The organism is Pseudomonas sp. JS3066, assembly GCF_036328175.1.
GTDB lineage: Bacteria > Pseudomonadota > Gammaproteobacteria > Pseudomonadales > Pseudomonadaceae > Metapseudomonas.
Map to the genome: position 1 here is coordinate 1,174,641 of NZ_CP143312.1, position 17,716 is coordinate 1,192,356.

The 17,716-nt window shown below is 64.4% G+C and carries 7 protein-coding genes and 1 pseudogene; 7 read left to right on the forward strand and 1 reads right to left on the reverse strand.

What is annotated here, in order from left to right:
* Window positions 1-118: 118 nt before the first annotated feature.
* The 5 genes from SA496_RS05580 (at window position 119) to SA496_RS05600 (ending at window position 14,588) form a co-directional block, all read left to right on the forward strand.
* Window positions 119-622, forward strand: a complete 504-nt coding sequence (locus SA496_RS05580; protein WP_330115142.1) for a GNAT family N-acetyltransferase — start codon at window positions 119-121, stop codon at window positions 620-622.
* Window positions 619-930: a DUF6916 family protein gene (locus tag SA496_RS05585; RefSeq protein WP_153917766.1), complete on the forward strand. Its 312-nt coding sequence runs from the start codon at window positions 619-621 to the stop codon at window positions 928-930. Before SA496_RS05580 ends, SA496_RS05585 begins: the two co-directional genes overlap by 4 nt.
* A gap of 78 nt (window positions 931-1,008) precedes the next feature.
* The gene (locus SA496_RS05590) at window positions 1,009-1,620 is read left to right on the forward strand and encodes a phage tail protein (RefSeq protein ID WP_153917768.1); all 612 of its coding nucleotides are present in this window, start codon (window positions 1,009-1,011) and stop codon (window positions 1,618-1,620) included.
* A gap of 98 nt (window positions 1,621-1,718) precedes the next feature.
* The gene (locus tag SA496_RS05595) at window positions 1,719-13,043 is read left to right on the forward strand and encodes an Ig-like domain-containing protein (RefSeq protein ID WP_330115143.1); all 11,325 of its coding nucleotides are present in this window, start codon (window positions 1,719-1,721) and stop codon (window positions 13,041-13,043) included.
* Between the two features lie 51 nt (window positions 13,044-13,094).
* Window positions 13,095-14,588, forward strand: a complete 1,494-nt coding sequence (locus SA496_RS05600) for a TolC family protein (RefSeq protein WP_330115144.1) — start codon at window positions 13,095-13,097, stop codon at window positions 14,586-14,588.
* A gap of 326 nt (window positions 14,589-14,914) precedes the next feature.
* Here the strand turns inward: SA496_RS05600 and SA496_RS05605 are convergent.
* A pseudogene (locus tag SA496_RS05605) lies at window positions 14,915-15,051 on the reverse strand (c-type cytochrome); the annotation flags it as partial.
* Window positions 15,052-15,228: 177 nt separating this feature from the next.
* Here SA496_RS05605 and SA496_RS05610 point away from each other — a divergent pair.
* Together SA496_RS05610 and SA496_RS05615 are read left to right on the forward strand one after the other, a co-directional pair.
* Window positions 15,229-16,737, forward strand: a complete 1,509-nt coding sequence (locus tag SA496_RS05610) for a DUF3300 domain-containing protein (protein ID WP_120652249.1) — start codon at window positions 15,229-15,231, stop codon at window positions 16,735-16,737.
* Between the two features lie 13 nt (window positions 16,738-16,750).
* The gene (locus tag SA496_RS05615; protein ID WP_120652247.1) at window positions 16,751-17,641 is read left to right on the forward strand and encodes a DUF2950 domain-containing protein; all 891 of its coding nucleotides are present in this window, start codon (window positions 16,751-16,753) and stop codon (window positions 17,639-17,641) included.
* Window positions 17,642-17,716 lie beyond the last annotated feature (75 nt).

The following is a 17,716-nucleotide window of genomic DNA, read 5'->3' on the forward strand; positions in this document are numbered from 1 at the left end:
AACGGTGGCTAGTGGCCTGCACCTTGAGATACTCTTCCGACGTTGATCTCGCGTGATAGCAAAATAACAGGATGCCGGCTTGCCCTGCTGGGGGCAGTCAGCAAGGACGCACGGTCTCATGCCAACTCTGGAGTTGAATCTTCGCCCCATAGCGAATGCCGACATGGCGTTCCTGCGGGAGCTTTACTCGACGACCCGTGCCGATGAAATGGCCTCCACTGGATGGAGCCAGCCCGCCATCGATGCCTTCCTCGCCCAGCAATTCGACGCCCAGCACCGTTATTACCAGGAGCACTACCACGATGCGCAGTTCTCGCTGATCTGCCATCGGAGTCAGGCCATCGGCCGGCTGTACGTCTTCCGTGGACCGAACACTCTCAATCTGATCGATATCGCCCTTTTGCCCGACTGGCGCGGGCAAGGTATCGGCACGCGCTATCTACAGGCCCTGACCAAAGAGGCGGATGAGACCGGCAAGGCGATCCGCCTTTTCGTTGAGCCTGGTAACCCGGCCACGCGTCTGTACAGCCGTTTCGGCTTCGTCGTCACGGGCAATAACCGCGTGTATCTGCAGATGCAGCGCAGCGCCAGGACCTCACTCGCACAGGAAGCTTCCGCATGAGCCTGATCCCGACTCGCCAGGATTTCGAACAGCAGCTTCATCAGCCATGGCAGCTGAGCTGGGAGAGCGGCGAAGGCGTCGCCGTGACGCTGATCGAGGTCAGCGAGGGCCAGGCGATGAACTCGCGCCATGAATGCTACAGCGCCATCTTCGCGCAGCCGGTGGGCATCCAGATGCCACAACACAGCTATCGGTTGCGTAGCCCCAGCAATGCCGAATGGACGGTGATGCTGAGTCCCATCGGGCCGGACGAGGACGGTGAACACCATTTGTTGCAGGCAGTGTTCCACTGCCGCAAGGCCCTGTAGGGCAGTCCGGATCAAAGAGTTGTCCGCGCATCGATGCGCACCCTGCCGCCTGGGCGGCATCAACAAGGAGCAACAGCAATGAGTGATCCCTTCCTCGGCGAAATCCGTATGGTCGGCTTCAACTTCGCCCCCCGTGGGTGGGCCTTATGCCAGGGCCAAGTGATGTCCATCGCGCAGAACTCCGCCCTGTTCTCGCTGCTCGGCACACTGTACGGCGGCAATGGCCAGGTCACCTTCGGCCTGCCGGACTATCGCGGCCGCAGCCCGGTGGGGCAGGGGCAGGGCCCAGGCTTGAGCCCGATCGACATCGGTGAAGTGAGCGGGACGGAGAACGTGACCATTCTCTCCAACCAGATGCCGGCCCACACCCACACCGCGACGCCCGTCAGCAACTCCATCAGTGCGTCCGGTCAGGCCTCCATTCCTGCTGCGACCACCGGCACCACCCAGGCCAATCCAGGGCCGACCACTGTCCTGGGCCCGATCGCGGCTGCCGGCCGTGCTGGCAGCCTGTACGCCACCGGTACCCCGGATACCACCCTGGCACCGTTCAATGTCAGCGTGCTGGGCGACATGCCGGGCATCAACATCGGCATCAGCGGCGGCAGCCAGCCCCTGGCGATCCGCAACCCGTTCCTGGGCACCAATTTCGTAATCGCGCTCGAGGGCATCTTCCCGTCGCGCAACTGACCCCGGCCCGCCCAGGCGGCTTGCTGGAGTTGTAACAGTACAGGGGGGAAGGCGAGGCTCGTCTTCCCCCCTAGTTGAATGGCAGTAGGAGGTGTTCCATGTGGCGGAAGAAGACTGCTCGCGAGCAAGTGGCCGCTCAGCCGGCTCGCTCGGCGCTTGCCTTGGCGCTCGAAGCCCGAATGATGTTCGACGGCGCAGTCGCTGCTACCGCGGTGGAAGCGGTGGAAGCGGCGGATGCTGCACCTGCTGCCGATGCCTCCAGTGACCAGGGTTCCCAGGCGGATGCCACCCAGCACGACAGCGCTGGCGAGAACCTGGCCGCGACGCCGTCGGGCACCTCCGACAATCGCCAGGAAGTGGTCTTCGTCGACAGCAATGTCAGGAATTACCAGCAGCTCGTCAGCGGCCTGAAACCGGGCACCGAAGTCGTGGTGCTGGATGCGAACAAGGACGGGCTGCAGCAGATTGCTGACTACCTCGACGGTCGCAGCGGCATCGATGCCATTCACATCCTAAGTCACGGTGATGTGGGCAAGATCCAGCTGGGTAACGACTGGCTGGACAGTGGCGATTTGGCCGCTCGTAGCGAGTTGCTCGATGCCATTGGCCAATCCCTCGACCAGGATGGCGACATCCTGGTCTATGGCTGCCGAGTGGGAGATGGCGGCGCGGGCATCGATTTTGTCCAGACCCTGGCCAGCTCAACTGGCGCGGATGTCGCCGCCTCGGACAATATGACGGGCGCGGCCGGATTGGGCGGTGATTGGACCCTGGAGCGAAGCCAGGGCACTGTCGAAGCCAGCGCGCTGCTTGGTCTGGAGACCTACAACGGGTTGCTGGCGACGCCCGCGGACCAGAATTTCGACGCGCTTCCTCTCGCGGGCCAGGGGAGCAACAGCGTCACGATCGGCGGGGTCACCTACTTCAATAACGACAGCATTCACATTTCGATCGTCAATAACGGTTTCATCGCGGGCGGCGCAGACCATGTCCTCGCATACAGGAGCACGGGCCCCAACACCTCTACGGAAGTCGGATTCAAGACCCAGGATGGGTCGGAATTCAAACTGAACGGTTTTGTCGTGGACCGAGGTTTTGGCACGGACAACTCGTTCACCATCAGCGCCTATCGCAATGGTCTGCTGATCGATACCAAAGTCGTCGATGTATCGTCGGGCACCGCGACCTTCAATGTCAGCGGCGACAGCAATTGGGAGTACATCGACGAAGTCAGGATCACCGGAGCTGACCTCGACGTCGACATCGACGACATCGATTTCAGCGACGCTGTTATCCCCGATACCACGCCGCCAACGGTGACGTCCGTCAGTTCCAGTACGGCCAATGGTACTTACAAAGCGGGAGACGTGATCTCTATCACCGTGACCTTCAGCGAGGTGGTCACGGTCTCCGGTACGCCCCGGCTCACCCTGGAAACTGGCGCCATCGATCGGGTCATCAACTACAGCAGCGGCTCCGGGTCCAACACCCTGACCTTCAACTACACGGTACAGGCGGGCGATACCAACACCGACCTGGACTATCTCAGCACCGGCGCCCTGGCCCTCAATGGCGGCACCATTCGTGATGCCGCCGCCAACAATGCCACCCTGACCCTGGCGTCACCGGGCGCTGCCGGCTCGCTGGGCGCCAACAAGAACATCGTGATCGACTCGGCTCCTGGCATCAGCAACGTCAACGGTGACAGTGTCGCCTGGGCAGGAGTCGGCAGCACGGTCACGCTGGATTCGGGCAGCGACGCTGCATTCAGCGATATCGAGAAGGGCGCGCTCAATAGCGGCAACGGCAACTGGGCGGGCGGGAGCCTGACTGTGCAGCGCTCGGGTACAGCCGTTACTACGGATACCTTCGACTTCAACACTGCGGGTGCGTTGTTCACGGTCAGCGGCAGCAACTTGCAGTCGGGTGGCCAGACCTTCGCCACCTTCACCTCCGCTGGCGGCGTGCTGACGATCACCTTCACCAGCAGCGGCACCACTGCCACGACCGCCCTGATCAATAATGTGGCCCAGCGCGTCACCTACCGAAGCGATACGCCGGCCGGCGACGCGACCGTCCAGTTCGCCCTGAGCGATGGCGCCTCCACCGCCACGGCGAACGTCACGGTCACCAGCGACACTATCTACGTCACCAACACCAGTGATACCGCCACCATCGGCGCCAGCGATGGCGTGGGCCTGCGTGAGGCGGTAGCCATTGCGGCAGCTGATGCAACGGGTACGCAGACCATCATTCTCGGTAGCGGCGTGGCGGGCCAGACCATCACGCTTGGCAGTGGCCTGAGCCTGGGCGAGAGCCTGAGCTTCAATGGCGATTCGGCCACCGGCCTGATCATCACTGGCAGCACCATCACCCTGGGCGGCGGCACCACCACAGGTTTCACCAACGCCAGTGGCAGCGTCACTCTCAACAGCACCCTGGCAGGCACTGGCGCGTTGGCCAAGGCCGGCGCGGGCACGCTGGTGCTTGGCTCCACCAGCAATAACGGTGGTTGGTCCGGTGCCATGTCGGTAACCGGCGGTACCCTCAATGCCGATACCGGCTCGCGCTTGTCGAGTGGGAGCCTGACCCTGGACGGCGGCACCCTGGCCATGACTGTGACGGGCGCGGCAGGGACGACCACCACGGTCGCCAACGCGGTCACCTTGGGGGCGGGCGGCGGCACGATCAGCGTCGGCGGTGGCGGCGGCGCCAATATTGCCGACTTCAGCGGCGTGATTTCCGGTTCCGGCAGCTTGACCAAAACCGCGGCGGCCATCCTGCGGCTCAGCGGTAGCAACAACTACGCCGGGACGACCACGGTCAATGGGGGCACTCTGTCTATCAGTGGCGATGGCAATCTGGGAAGCGGCGGCGTCGTCCTGAACAACATCGCCACGCTAGCGGTCACGGCCCCCACTACCATCGACAACGCCATCACGCTCAATGGCTTCGCCACCATCAACAACAGCGGAGCGGCAACGCTGTCTGGCGCCATCAGTGGTGGCGGCGACTTGAACAAATCAGGCGCCGGTACGCTGACTCTGTCGGGAACCAACAGCTACCTGGGCTCCACAACGGTGAGTTTGGGCACCCTGAGTGTTGCCGGTGATGCCAACCTGGGCAGTGGTGTGGTGAACCTGAACAGCGGCGGGGCGCTGACGGTGACCGGTGCGACCACCATCGATAACAACATTGTCCTGGGGGACAATATCTCGTTCACCAACACCAGCGCGGTCACCCTGTCGGGTGTGATCAGCGGCGGTGACAATTTCAGCAAGTTCGGGGCGGGCACCCTGACGCTCAGTGGCACAAACACTTACACCGGCACTACCGAAGTGAGAGCCGGCACCCTGAGCATTACCGGTGACCAGAACCTGGGCAGCGGCGCCGTGAGCCTGCTCGGCGGGACCACGCTGAGCATCACGGGCAACACCACGATCGACAACGCCATCGGCCTGGCCGGTACGGCCAGCCTGGCGTCCAGCGCGGCGGCCACCCTCTCCGGCGCCATCAGCGGCTCGGGCGGCCTGACCAAAACGGGCACCGGCACACTGACCCTGTCGGGAACCAATAACTACACCGGTGCCACGACGGTGTCGGCGGGCACGCTTGCCGTGAATGGCAGCACCACCAGCGCCACCACCGTAGCCAGCGGTGGAACCCTGGCCGGCAGCGGCACCCTGGGCGGCGCCGTGACCATCCAGAGCGGCGGCATTCTGTCTCCCGGCAATTCCGGCACAGGCGCGCTGACCATCAACGGCAACCTGGGCATGGCCACCGGCAGCACCCTGGCAGTGGATATCAACGGCACCACTGCCGGTACCGGCTTCGATCAACTGGTGGTCACTGGCGCAGTGGACGTTTCCGGCGCGACCTTGGCTGTCAATCACGGCTATGCACCTGGCAACGGCGACACCTACACCATCATCGCCAACGATGCCGCCGATGCCGTCACCGGTACCTTCAGCGGCTTGGCCGAGGGCGCTACCACCACCGCGGGTGGCAATAGCACGGTACTGACCGCCAGCTACATCGGCGGCACCGGGAACGACTTCACCTTGACGGCGCCGATCAACGCAGCGCCTGTTGTCGGCAGCCTCAACGGCGACAGCGTCACCTTCACCCAGGGCAGTGGCACTGTCGTGCTCGACGGCGGCAGCAACGCCACCGTCACTGACTCCGATTCACCCGATTTCGATGGCGGCAACGTCACCGTGTCCATCGTCACCAACGGCGTAGCCGGCGAGGATGTGCTCGGCATTCGCAACCAGGGCACCGGCGCGGGGCAGATCGGCGTCTCCGGCAGCAACGTGACGTACCAGGGGACCATCATCGGCAGCTTCACCGGCGGCAGCGCCGGGGCAGATCTGGTCATCAGCCTGAACAGCTCGGCCGATGCAGTGGCCGTCCAGGCGTTGATTCGCAACCTCAACTACAACAACACCAACGCCACCAACGGCATCGGCCAGGCCGACCGTACGGTCCGCATCACCGTCAATGACGGCGATGGCGCCACGTCCAGCAATGCCGATGTAACGGTCGCGGTGGTCGAGACCGTCGCGCCGGCTACCGTCAGCATCGTGGTTGCCGACACAGCACTGAGGGCTGGCGAAACCAGCACCGTCACCATCATCTTCAGTGAGGCGGTGACGGGCCTCACCACCGCCGACTTCACCGTGGCCAACGGCGCACTCAGCAACCTCAGCACCTCGGACGGCGGCATCACCTGGACCGCCACCCTGACGCCGGATAGCAATGTCCAGGACGCCGGCAACGTGATCACCCTGAACAACACCGGCTACACCGATCAGGCTGGCAACGCCGGTGCCGGCACCACAGATTCCAACAACTACGCCATCGACACTCAGCGCCCAACAGCCACCATCGTGGTGGCCGACACCGCACTGAACGCAGGCGAAACCAGCACCGTCACCATTACCTTCAGCGAGGCGGTGACGGGCCTCACCACCGCCGACTTCACTGTCGCCAATGGCACGCTCAGCAGCCTGAGTTCGTCCAATGGCGGCGTCACCTGGACCGCCACCCTGACGCCGACGGCCGATGTCGAAGACGCTGGCAACCTGGTCAACTTGGACAACACCGGCTACACCGATCAGGCCGGCAACACGGGTTCCGGCACCACCGATTCCAACAACTACGCCATTGATACCCTGCGTCCTACCGCGACCATCGTGGTGGCCGACACCTCGCTGATCGTTGGAGAAACCACCACCGTCACCATCACCTTCAACGAAGCGGTGACGGGGCTGGATCTGGCCGATTTCACCGTCGCCAATGGCAGCCTGAGCAACCTGAGTTCGGCGGATGGCGGCACCACCTGGACTGCCACCCTGACCCCGAGCGCCAACGTCGAAGACAGCGGCAATCTCATCAGCCTGGACAACACCGGTGTGATCGACGTCGCTGGCAATATCGGCACCGGCAGCACCGACTCCAACAACTATGCCGTCGATACCCAGGCTCCGTTGAACGCAGTGCCGGGCGCGCAGGTCACCAACACCGTGACTCCGATCGTGTTCAGCAGCGGTAACGGCAATGCCCTGACCGTGACCGAGGGTGGCAACCTGACCACCGTCGTTTCGGTGGCCAGCGGCACCCTCAGTGCCACCACCGGTGGCGGCGCGATCATCAGCAACAATGGCACCGGCGCCGTGACCATCAGCGGCACGGCAGCAGATATCAACACAGCGCTGGAGGGACTGGTCTACACCCCGGCAGCGGCCGGTGCTACCAGCATCAGCATCCAGTCCACCGATGCCGCCGGCAACATCGACAGCGACAGCGTCGCCGTGACCGTGAACAACAGCACCCTGCTGGTGACGTCCAACCTGGATTCCGGTGACGACCAGACCGCGTCCAGCAACATGGCGGCCGATCAGGCTGACGGCGGTGGCCTGAGCATTCGCGAAGCGCTGTTCTGGGCGCGCGCGGGCGACACCATTACCTTCGACCTGAATGGCGCGCTGGCCGGCAACCAAGGCGGCACTATCGTCCTTGGCGGCAGCCAGCTCGACATCAACTACAGCAACCTGCGCCTGGACGGTGACCTGAACGATGACGGCGTCGCCGACGTGACCCTCTCCGCCAACGGCGCCAGTCGGGTGATGCAAGTCGGTAACAGCCTCGCCGGCGTCGAGATTTCCGGCCTGGTGCTGACACAGGGCAATACGGGCGGGGGCGGCGCTGGTCTCAATATCGGCTTCGGCTCCAGCGTGACCCTTCGTGATTCGGTAGTCAGCAACAGCTCGGATAGTGGCCTCGGCGGTGGCGGCATCTTTGGGAGTAGCGCGAACCTGACGATGGTCAACAGCACCGTCAGTGGCAATACCAGCAATACGTTCGGCGGCGGTATTCGTGTGGTGGGGGCTGGCGGCACGCTGACGATGCTCAACAGCACCGTCACCGGCAACACCACCACCGGCGCTGGCGCCCACGGCGGCGGCCTCCAGTTCGGGGGTACTGGCGGTTTGACGATCATCAACAGCACCTTCAGCGGCAACGCCGCCCTTGGCGCCGGCTCGCTGGGGGGAGGTATCCGTGTCACCAGCGGTACGTCCTTCATTTACAACACCACAGTGGTCGGCAACGCCGCGTCCGGCAGCGGTGGCGGTATTCATGCCAATGGCACCGACACGCTGGTCAACACCGTGGTCGCCGGCAACACCTCCGGTGCCGGTGCCGCCGCGGCAATTGGCGGTTCGCCGCTGGCTACGGGCGGTATCGCAGACGACGTGGCCTCGACAGTCGAGACCGCCACCAACAGCTACTTCGGCAGCAACGTCAGCATCACCACTGCCAGCGGTGTACTGAACAACCAGGGCGCCGCCAACCTGCTGCTGGGTAACCTGGCCAATAACGGCGGATCGGTGCAGACCCACAAGCCCCAGGCGGGCAGTGCATTGCTCGACGCTGGCAGCAATGCCGGCCTGCCGCTCGACACCTACGACCTGGATGACGATGGCAATACCACCGAGGTGCTGCCGATCGACGCCATAGGCAACGTGCGGGCCACTGGCAGCGCAGTCGATATCGGTGCAGTGGAAGCCAATGCACCGCCGGTGCTGGGCAACGTCAATGGTGGCGGCAGCTACACCGAGGGTGGTGCGGCCATCGTGATCGATGCCGATGCCAGCCTGTCCGATGCGGACCTGGACCTGCTCAACGGTGGCAGCGGCAACTACGACGGTGCCTCCCTGGTCGTGGTGCGCAATGGCGGCGCCAATGCCAGCGACCTGTTCGGCTTCCTCGATGGCAACGGCATCACCCTGGTGGGCAGCAACCTGGTCAAGAACGGCCAGGTGATCGGCAGCTTCGACACCAGCACGAGCGGCCAACTGACCCTGACCTTCACCGACGCGAGCGGCCAGATTCCGACCACGGCGGACGTGAACCACATCCTCCAGCAACTGACCTATGCCAACAGCTCCAACGACCCGGTCGCCAGCGTCGCCCTGAGCTGGACCTTCGCCGATGAACTGGGCGCCACTGCTGTCGGCAGTACGCTGGTCAACCTGGTGGCGGTCAACAACGCACCAACCGCCACCGCCACCGGTGGCAACCCCACCTATACCGAGAATGGCGCCGCCGTCGATCTGTTCAGCGGCATCAGCATCGGCACGGTCGAAGCGGGCCAGAGCATCACCGGCCTTACCCTGACCGTCAGCAACCTCGCCAATGGCGCCAGCGAGATCCTGAGCATCGACGGTACCGACGTCCTACTGGTCAACGGCGCCAGTGGCACGACCGCCAGTAATGGCATCGGCTACAGCGTCAGTCTGGTGGGCGGCACCGCTACCATCACCCTGACCCATGCCGGTCTGAGCACTGCAAGTGCCCAAGGCGTGATCGATGGCATGACCTATCGCAATAGCAGCGAAGCGCCTGCTGCCGGCAGCCGCGTGGTCACCCTGACCAGCATTCGCGACGACGGCGGCACCAGCAATGGCGGGGTGGATACCAGCAGCCTCGCGATTGCGGCCACCGTGAACGTGGTGGCGGTCAACGATGCGCCGGTCATCACTGCACCGGGCTCCATCGGCGTCACCGAAGATGTTGCCCAGGCCCTGACCGGCATCTCCTTCAGCGACGTGGATGCCAGCACTGGCAGCCTCACCGTGACCTTCAGCGTGGCCAGCGGCAGCCTGGGCGCCATCAGCGGCAGCGGTGTGACCGTGGCCGGTTCCGGCACCGGTACCCTGACCCTCGTGGGCAGCATCAGCGATATCAATGCCTTCATCGCAGCCAATGGCGTGAGCTTCACCGCCGCAGCCAATGCCACGGCCAACGTGACCCTGACCATTGGCATCGACGATGGCGGCAATACGGGTACCGATCCAGGCAACTCCGGCACCGGCACCTCGGAAGCCAGCAGCACCACCGTCACCCTGGCGGTAAGTGCGGTTAACGATGCACCGGTCAACAGCCTGCCGGTGGGGCAGGGCGTCAACCAGGATGCGAACCTGGTGTTCAGCGCGGGTAATGGCAACCTGATCAGCATCAGCGATGTGGACGTCGGAGGTAGCACCCTGCAGGTCACCCTGACTGCGACCAACGGCCTGATTTCCTTGAGCGGTATCAGTGGTCTCAGCTTCAGCAACGGCGACGGTACCGCCGACGGCAGCATGACCTTCACCGGCACATTGGCGGATATCAACAACGCCCTGAACGGCCTGACCTTCAGCCCAACCACCGGCTACAACGGGCCGGCCAGTATCCAGATCAGCACCAGCGACCTGGGGGGCATAGGCAGCGGCGGGGCCCAGGCCGACACCGACACCCTCGCCATCACCGTCAACCCGATCAACCCGGTGATCACCGACATCGGCGTCAGCAACCCGGATGGCGGCTACAAGGTAGGCGACGTCATTACCGTCACCATCAGCTTCGACCAGACGGTGATCGTCGATACGTCCGGCGGCGTGCCCTCGCTGCTGTTGGAAACCGGCCTGCTGGACCGCGCCGCCACTTACGTTTCCGGCTCGGGCAGCAACACCCTGACCTTCAGCTACACCGTGCAGGCGGGTGACCTCAGCGCTGACCTGGACTACCAGTCCACCGGCGCCCTGGCGCTGAACGGTGGCAGCATCCGCAATGCCGGTAACGCCACCGCCATCCTGACGCTGCCGACCACTGGCGGCGCCGATTCCATCGCCGGGCAGCACGGCATCGTCATCGACGGTGTGGCGCCGCAAGTCACCAGCGTCAGCGTGCCGGCCAACGGCACCTATGTGGCGGGGCAGAACCTCGACTTCACCGTCAACCTCAGCGAAGCGGTGATCGTTGACACCATTGGCGGCACGCCGCGCATCGCCATCACCCTGGACGGCGGGGGTACGGTCTTCGCCAACTACCTCAGCGGTTCCGGCACCTCCGCCCTGGTGTTCCGCCTGACCGTCAGCAGCGGCCAGCTGGATACCAATGGCATCAGCGTCGGCGGCGCCATCCAGGCCAACGGCGGCACCCTGCGCGATGGCGTGGGCAATGACGCCAACACCACCCTCAACAATGTCGCCAGCACCACGGGTGTGCGGGTGGATGCCGTAGTGCCGGTGGTGGGCAGCGTCAGCGTGCCGGTGGGCATTCCCTACAACGCTGGCGATACCCTGACCTTCGTGGTCAACGCCAGCGAAGCGGTGATCGTCAATGGCGTTCCGCGCCTGGCCATCGACATGGGCGGTACCACGGTCTTCGCCAACTACGTGGCCGGTTCCGGTACCAGCACCCTGGTGTTCCAGTACACCATCCAGGCGGGCGACAACGACGCCAACGGCATCGCCGTGACCGGTCTGGCCAGCAATGGCGGCAGCCTGCTGGACGCCGCTGGCAACGCCATGACGCTGACGCTGAACAGCGTTGGCGACACCAGTGGCGTGATCGTCGACACCGTTGCACCCAACCCGAGCGGCATCGTCAGCGTCGATCCGTCGCCGACCAATGCCGGCAGCGTGCGCTACACCGTGACCTTCAGCGAAGACGTCAGCGGTGTGGACCTCGGCGACTTCACCCTGGTGACCACCGGCAGCGCAGGCGGCAGCCTGACCGGCCTGGTGCAGATCGACGCCCGCACCTATCAGCTCACTGTCAGCGGCGTGAGTGGCACCGGTACCCTGGGGCTCAACCTCAACGGTTTCGGTACCGGCATCGTCGACGTTGCCGGCAACGCCGTCGGCGGCGGCCTGGTCGGCGCTGTGTACAGCGTCGACCGCGATGTGCCCACCGTCACCGGTGTCAGCGTGCCGGTCGGCGTGTCCTACAACGCCGGTGACACCCTGACTTTCGTGGTCAACGCCAGCGAAGCGGTGATCGTCAACGGCGTTCCGCGCCTGGCCATCGACATGGGCGGCACTACGGTCTTCGCCGATTACGTGGCGGGCTCGGGTAGCAACACGCTGGTGTTCCAGTACACGGTTCGCGCCGGCGACAACGATGCCAACGGCATTGCCGTCACTGGCCTGGTGGCCAACGGTGCGACCCTGCGCGATGCCATCGGCAACTCGATGAACCTGACGCTGAACGGCGTCGGCAACACCAGCGGTGTGATCGTCGATACCACGGCGCCGAATGCCAGCGCGACAGTCACGCCGCTGCCCACACCCGGCAGCGTGCAGTACACCGTGACCTTCGACGAGAACGTTAGCGGCATCGACATCGGCGACTTCAACCTGGTGACCACCGGCAATGTCACCGGCACCCTGCAATCGCTGGTGCAGGTGGATAGCCGTACTTTCCTGGTCACGGTCAGCAACGTCGCAGGTGCTGGCACTCTCAGCCTCGGCCTGAACACCACCGGCACGCTGATCACCGATACCGCAGGCAACGCCATGCTCAGCGGGCTGACGGCGCAGACCTACAGCGTTCCGCAGAGCGATGGCGATCCGGAGTTCCGTCACAACCCGCCGGTCATCGTGCCGCCGGAACCGACGGTACCGTTCGACCCGGTGCAGCCCAACGTGCCACCGCCGCCGTTCACGTCGCCGCTCATTCCGCCGCCGCTGTTCGATCAGCCGACGCTGGGCAGTGGCATTCCGACCCTGGGCAATATCTTCATCAACCAGGGAGCCCTGGCGCCCAGCTTCATCGCCCAGGTCTTCGGCAGCAGCGACGGTTTTGGCGATGGCTCCGGCTCGGGCTTCCTCGGCTTCGGCGGGGGCGATGGCGGTGTGTTCGGCACCAGCAGCCTGTCGAGTTTCTTCGACAAGGACGTGCCGCAGGATTCCGAAGAAATGAAGCTGTTTGATGGCAAGCAATGGAAGGGCGGCTCCGGGGGGAGCGGCCAGGGCATCTTCGGGGCGCCCACGCTCGGCCAGCAGTTGCAGGACATCAAGGACAACGAGCAGCGTCAGGTCAGGGAACTGGCCATGGCACTGGGACAGATCCAGGTGGATCGCCCGCAGGCTTAAGAACAACGAATTAGAAATCTGTAAGTGCCGTGTCTAGGGGGCGGCCCAAGGATGAGCAAAGCAGCGAAGCTTTTCACCGTAAGCGTACTGGCGCTGGCGGTCACCGGTTGTGCGGTGACCAGCCAGCCCATCGACCGTAGCGTCAGCGAACAGCGCGCTCGCGCGGACCTGGCCACCATGTTCAAGGACCAGGAACCCCTCAGCGGACCCCTGACCCTGCACGAGGCCATGGCCCGCGCGGTGAAGTACAACCTGGAGGCACGCCTCAAGGTGATGGAAGAAGCCCTGGCCAAGCGCCAGGTGGATCTGGCCAGCTTCGACATGCTGCCGCGCATGGCCATGGAAGCCGGCTACGCTGGGCGCAGCAACGTCAGCGCCTCCAGCAGCCAGAGTGTGCTGACCAACACCCAGTCATTGGAACCGTCCACCTCCCAGGACCGCGACCGTGGCGTGGCCGACCTGACCATGGTGTGGAACGTGCTCGACTTCGGCGTCAGCTACGTCAGCGCCAAGCAGCAGGCCGACCAGCGCCTGATCGTCCAGGAGCGCCGCCGCAAGGTGGTCCACACCATCATCCAGGACGTGCGTTCGGCCTATTGGCGCGCCGTGGCGGCCGACCGCCTGCTGAAACAGATCGACAGCCTGATGGCACGCGTCGATGAGGCTCGCGCCAGCAGCCAACGCATGAGCTCGGAGCGCATCGGCGACCCGGTGCAGGCCATGAGCTACCAGCGGGCACTGATCGAAGCCACCCGACAGCTGGAAGAGCAGCGCCGCGCGCTGTCTCTGGCCAAGACCGAGCTGGCCGCGCTGATCAACCTGCCGCTGAACACCGACTTCACTCTGGCCGCCACTGACGACTATCAGGTGCCGGAGCTCAAGGTGGATATGAACCGCCTGGAAGAAGAAGCCCTGGCCAGCCGCCCGGAACTGCGCGAGCAGGACTACCAGGCGCGCATCAGCGCTGCCGAAACCCGCAAGGCCATGTTGCGTCTGCTGCCGGGCCTGGAGTTCTCCGCTGGCGGCCATTACGACAGCAACTCCTTCCTGGTGAACCAGAGCTGGGCCGACTACGGCGTGAAGGTCACCTGGAACCTGTTCAACGTCCTCTCCGGCCCGGCCGCTATCGACGTTGCCAAGGCAGGCGAGTCCGTCGCAGCCGCCCGACGCCAGGCGATGTCCATGGCGGTGCTGGCGCAGCTTTATGTGGCCAACGCCAACTTCCACGAGGCCCAGCGACAGTTCCAGACCAGCGAAGAATTGGCCAGGCTGGACGGGCAGATCGCCGAACAGCTGCGCAATCGCTACAAGACCCAGAGCATCGGCGAGCTGGACCTGATTCAGGGAGAACTGAACACCCTTCAGGCTCAGCTCAATCGCGACCTGTCCTATGCCGAACTGCGCAACGCCTATGCGCAGCTGTTCGTCAGCGCAGGCGTCGACCCGCTGCCCGAATCCCTGCCGGACGACAAGCTCGCCACCATCGCCAACGCGCTGGAGACCGGCGAATCGCGATGGGAGAGCGGGAATATCGGCGTGAAGTAAGAGGGTGGGCGCGAGTTCATTCGCGAAAAGCGTCGGCACCAAGCAGGCCGGTAACTTCCCTCACCCCCGGCCCCGCCCTGCGCCCCAGCCTGTTCGCGTCGCGTCGCGTCGCGTCGCGTCGCGTTCAGGCGTTCATCGGCAACGGACGCGGTGCTTAAGCAAGCATGCCTCTTCACCCCTGAATTGGAGAGGGATGACTCTGGGCTCACCGCAGGCGCAGTCCTGCCCCGTAGGAGCGAACTTGTTTGCGAACCCGGGGTGCCGCTACCACTAATGGGTATGTCCCTCTGCATGCCCATGCCCTTCGTCTTTAGCCACTTCCACCGCCCGTCGCTGCTGGCTACCAATTGGCGATAGCTGTCGGCATCGAGCTGCGGCAATGGCTGGAGGAAGGCCACCATCCCCCAGATGTGCTCGTCGCCCATGCTCTTGCCCCACGGGGCATGCCGTCCGGCGCGATGCCGGCGAAACTGAAACCCGGCACGCCGTATTGCCACATCGGAAAACGGCGGGTGATTACATTTCTGTCAGCTTCTCCGGCCTGCCGACCGTGGCTGGTCTATCGTTTCCAAACGGCAGCGGTAGGGCGCATGCCTTTGCCGGGTTCAAGGACAACCACTCCGTTTGCGGGAGACGCAACATGCCCAACCGCACCCGTTTCAGTGCCGTTCTGCTGGCCCTGCTGGCTTTCCCCCCAGCCTTCGCCGCCACGGACGCCGGCATCTCCGCCGCTGAAGATGGCGATGGCCCAAGCGCGGGTGTTTCCGCCGCGCCCGAATCCACGCCCGAAGCCGCACCTGCCCAAGCTGCCGCACCGGCCGCCCAACCAGCCGCGCCCCAGGCGGTGTTCAAGACCGAAGAGCTTGACCAGATGATGGCGCCGATCGCCCTCTACCCGGATTCGTTGCTGGCTCAGGTGCTGATGGCTGCCACCTATCCGGGCAATGTGGCCGATGCGGTCGCCTGGTCCAAGGCGCACCCGGACGCGAAGGGTGATGACGCCGTGAAACAGGTGGCCAACCAGCCATGGGACCCTAGCGTCCAGTCGCTCGTGGCCTTTCCTCAGGTGCTTGCCACCCTCGGCCAGGACCCTGCCTGGGTGCAACGGGTGGGGGATGCCTTCCTCGCCCAACCCAACGACGTGATGGATTCCGTCCAGCGCCTGCGTCGCCAGGCCCAGGCTGCCGGCAACCTGGAGTCCAACGAGCAGCAGAAGGTCACCGTCCAGGAGGCGCCAGCGCCGAGCACCTCCACCACCACCGTGGTGCAGCCTGCCTCGAGCAACCAGACAATCGTCATCGAGCCCAGCAATCCGCAGGTGGTCTACGTTCCCAGCTACAACCCCACTGTGGTCTATGGCACCTGGTCCTATCCGTCCTATCCACCTCCCTACTATCCGCCGCCGCCCAGTTACGGCTATCCAATCGCCACCGGCCTGGCGACTGGCCTGGCCTTCGGCGTCGGCGTCGGCATTGTCAACTCACTCTGGGGCGACTGTGACTGGGGGGGCGGCGATGTCGACATCGACGTCAACCGCTACAACAACATCAACTCCAATCGGCAGATCAACCGTAACCAGAACAAGTTCGTCCACAACCCCATCAACCGTCAGGGCGTGCCTTATCGCGACAACATCAATCGACAACAGAACGGCCTGCGCCTGAATGGCAGTCAGCAGCGCGAGGCCTTGCGTGGTTATGACGCCAACCGCACCGCCGAACGCCAGAAAGCCCGCCAGAGCCTTCAGCAACGTGGCATCGAGGCTCCGGCCCGTACCAACCAGCAGGCTCGCGAACGCGCCCAGGCTGCTACCCGTGACATACGCAACGATCCGCAGGCTCGCCAGCGCGCAGAAGGTGCCGTGCAGCAGCGTCAGCGCGCCGATGCAAATCGGCAGCAGCAGCGCCCGCGTGCGCAGAACAACCAGCAAGTGCGGCAGCAGGCACGGCAGCAACATGCCTCTGCCCGGCAAGGACCGCGCAATAACGCTTTTGCAGGAGCGCGACAGCCGTCGCAGACGCGCGCAGCGGCAAACCGGGGGCAGGTCAGCCGGGCTTCCGCTTCGCGTCCGCACCAGTCGGCCGCAGGCCGCCAGGTACAACGTCCAGCCCACGCACCGTCCCGTGGCGGTGGTGGCCGTCGGCGCTGAAAGGAGACAGCACATGATTCGTGCAATCCGCATCTTTGCAATGCTGTCGCTGGTCGCCTGCACCTTCGGCGTCAGCGCCAACGAGTACTTCAAGACCCCGGACGCAGCGGCCGAATCCTTCGTCGCTGCCCTTGGCACCGAGAAGGCCGACGCAAACCGCCTGGCCGCGTTGCTGGGCGCCAACTGGCAGGAATACATCCCCACCAAAGGCATCGAACGCAAGGATGTTGATGCTTTCCTCCGCCACTACCGCGAAAAGCACAGTATCGACACCGCCACCAAGGGGCGCGCGCATCTGGTGGTCGGCAACGATCCCTGGACCCTGCCCATTCCCATTGTCCAGGGCAAGGAAGGCTGGAGGTTCGACGCCAAGGCTGGCGGTGAGGAAATCCGCCTGCGCCGCATCGGTCGCAACGAGCTGTCGGCCATAGAGGCTGCGGAGGCTTATCACGACGCGCAGATGGACTATGCCGAAGTCGATCGCAATGGCGACGGTGTGCTCGAGTACGCGCAGCGGTTCATCAGCAGCGACGGCAAGCACGACGGCCTTTACTGGGCCGACGAAGACGGCACCGATGAGAGCCCACTTGGACCACTGTTCGGCGGCCAGACCAAAGGAGATGACTGGCACGGTTATCACTTCCGCATCCTCACTGCGCAAGGGCCCTCGGCACCTGGCGGCGCCTACGGCTACATGCTCGGCAAAGCCATGAGCCGCGGCTTCGCCCTGGTCGCCTGGCCGGCCCAGTACGGCGACAGCGGCGTGATGAGCTTCATGATCAGTCACGAAGGCCAGGTGTTTCAGAAGGACCTGGGCCCCGAGAGCGAAAAACTTGCCAAAGCCATGAAGACCTTCGACCCGGACAGCAGCTGGGATGAAGTCAAGACCGACGATACGCCTTGAAGACATCGGCCGAATCGGCTTGGAAGTGAGGCCATTTTCAGTCGCCAGGATTCAGGCAAGAAAAGAAAAAAGCCG

Coding starts and splice junctions, on each gene's coding strand:
- SA496_RS05595 (WP_330115143.1), top strand. CDS start 1,719: ATGTGGCGGAAGAAGACTGCTCGCGAGCAAGTGGCCGCTCAGCCGGCT.
- SA496_RS05585 (WP_153917766.1), top strand. CDS start 619: ATGAGCCTGATCCCGACTCGCCAGGATTTCGAACAGCAGCTTCATCAG.
- SA496_RS05580 (WP_330115142.1), top strand. CDS start 119: ATGCCAACTCTGGAGTTGAATCTTCGCCCCATAGCGAATGCCGACATG.
- SA496_RS05615 (WP_120652247.1), top strand. CDS start 16,751: ATGATTCGTGCAATCCGCATCTTTGCAATGCTGTCGCTGGTCGCCTGC.
- SA496_RS05610 (WP_120652249.1), top strand. CDS start 15,229: ATGCCCAACCGCACCCGTTTCAGTGCCGTTCTGCTGGCCCTGCTGGCT.
- SA496_RS05590 (WP_153917768.1), top strand. CDS start 1,009: ATGAGTGATCCCTTCCTCGGCGAAATCCGTATGGTCGGCTTCAACTTC.
- SA496_RS05600 (WP_330115144.1), top strand. CDS start 13,095: ATGAGCAAAGCAGCGAAGCTTTTCACCGTAAGCGTACTGGCGCTGGCG.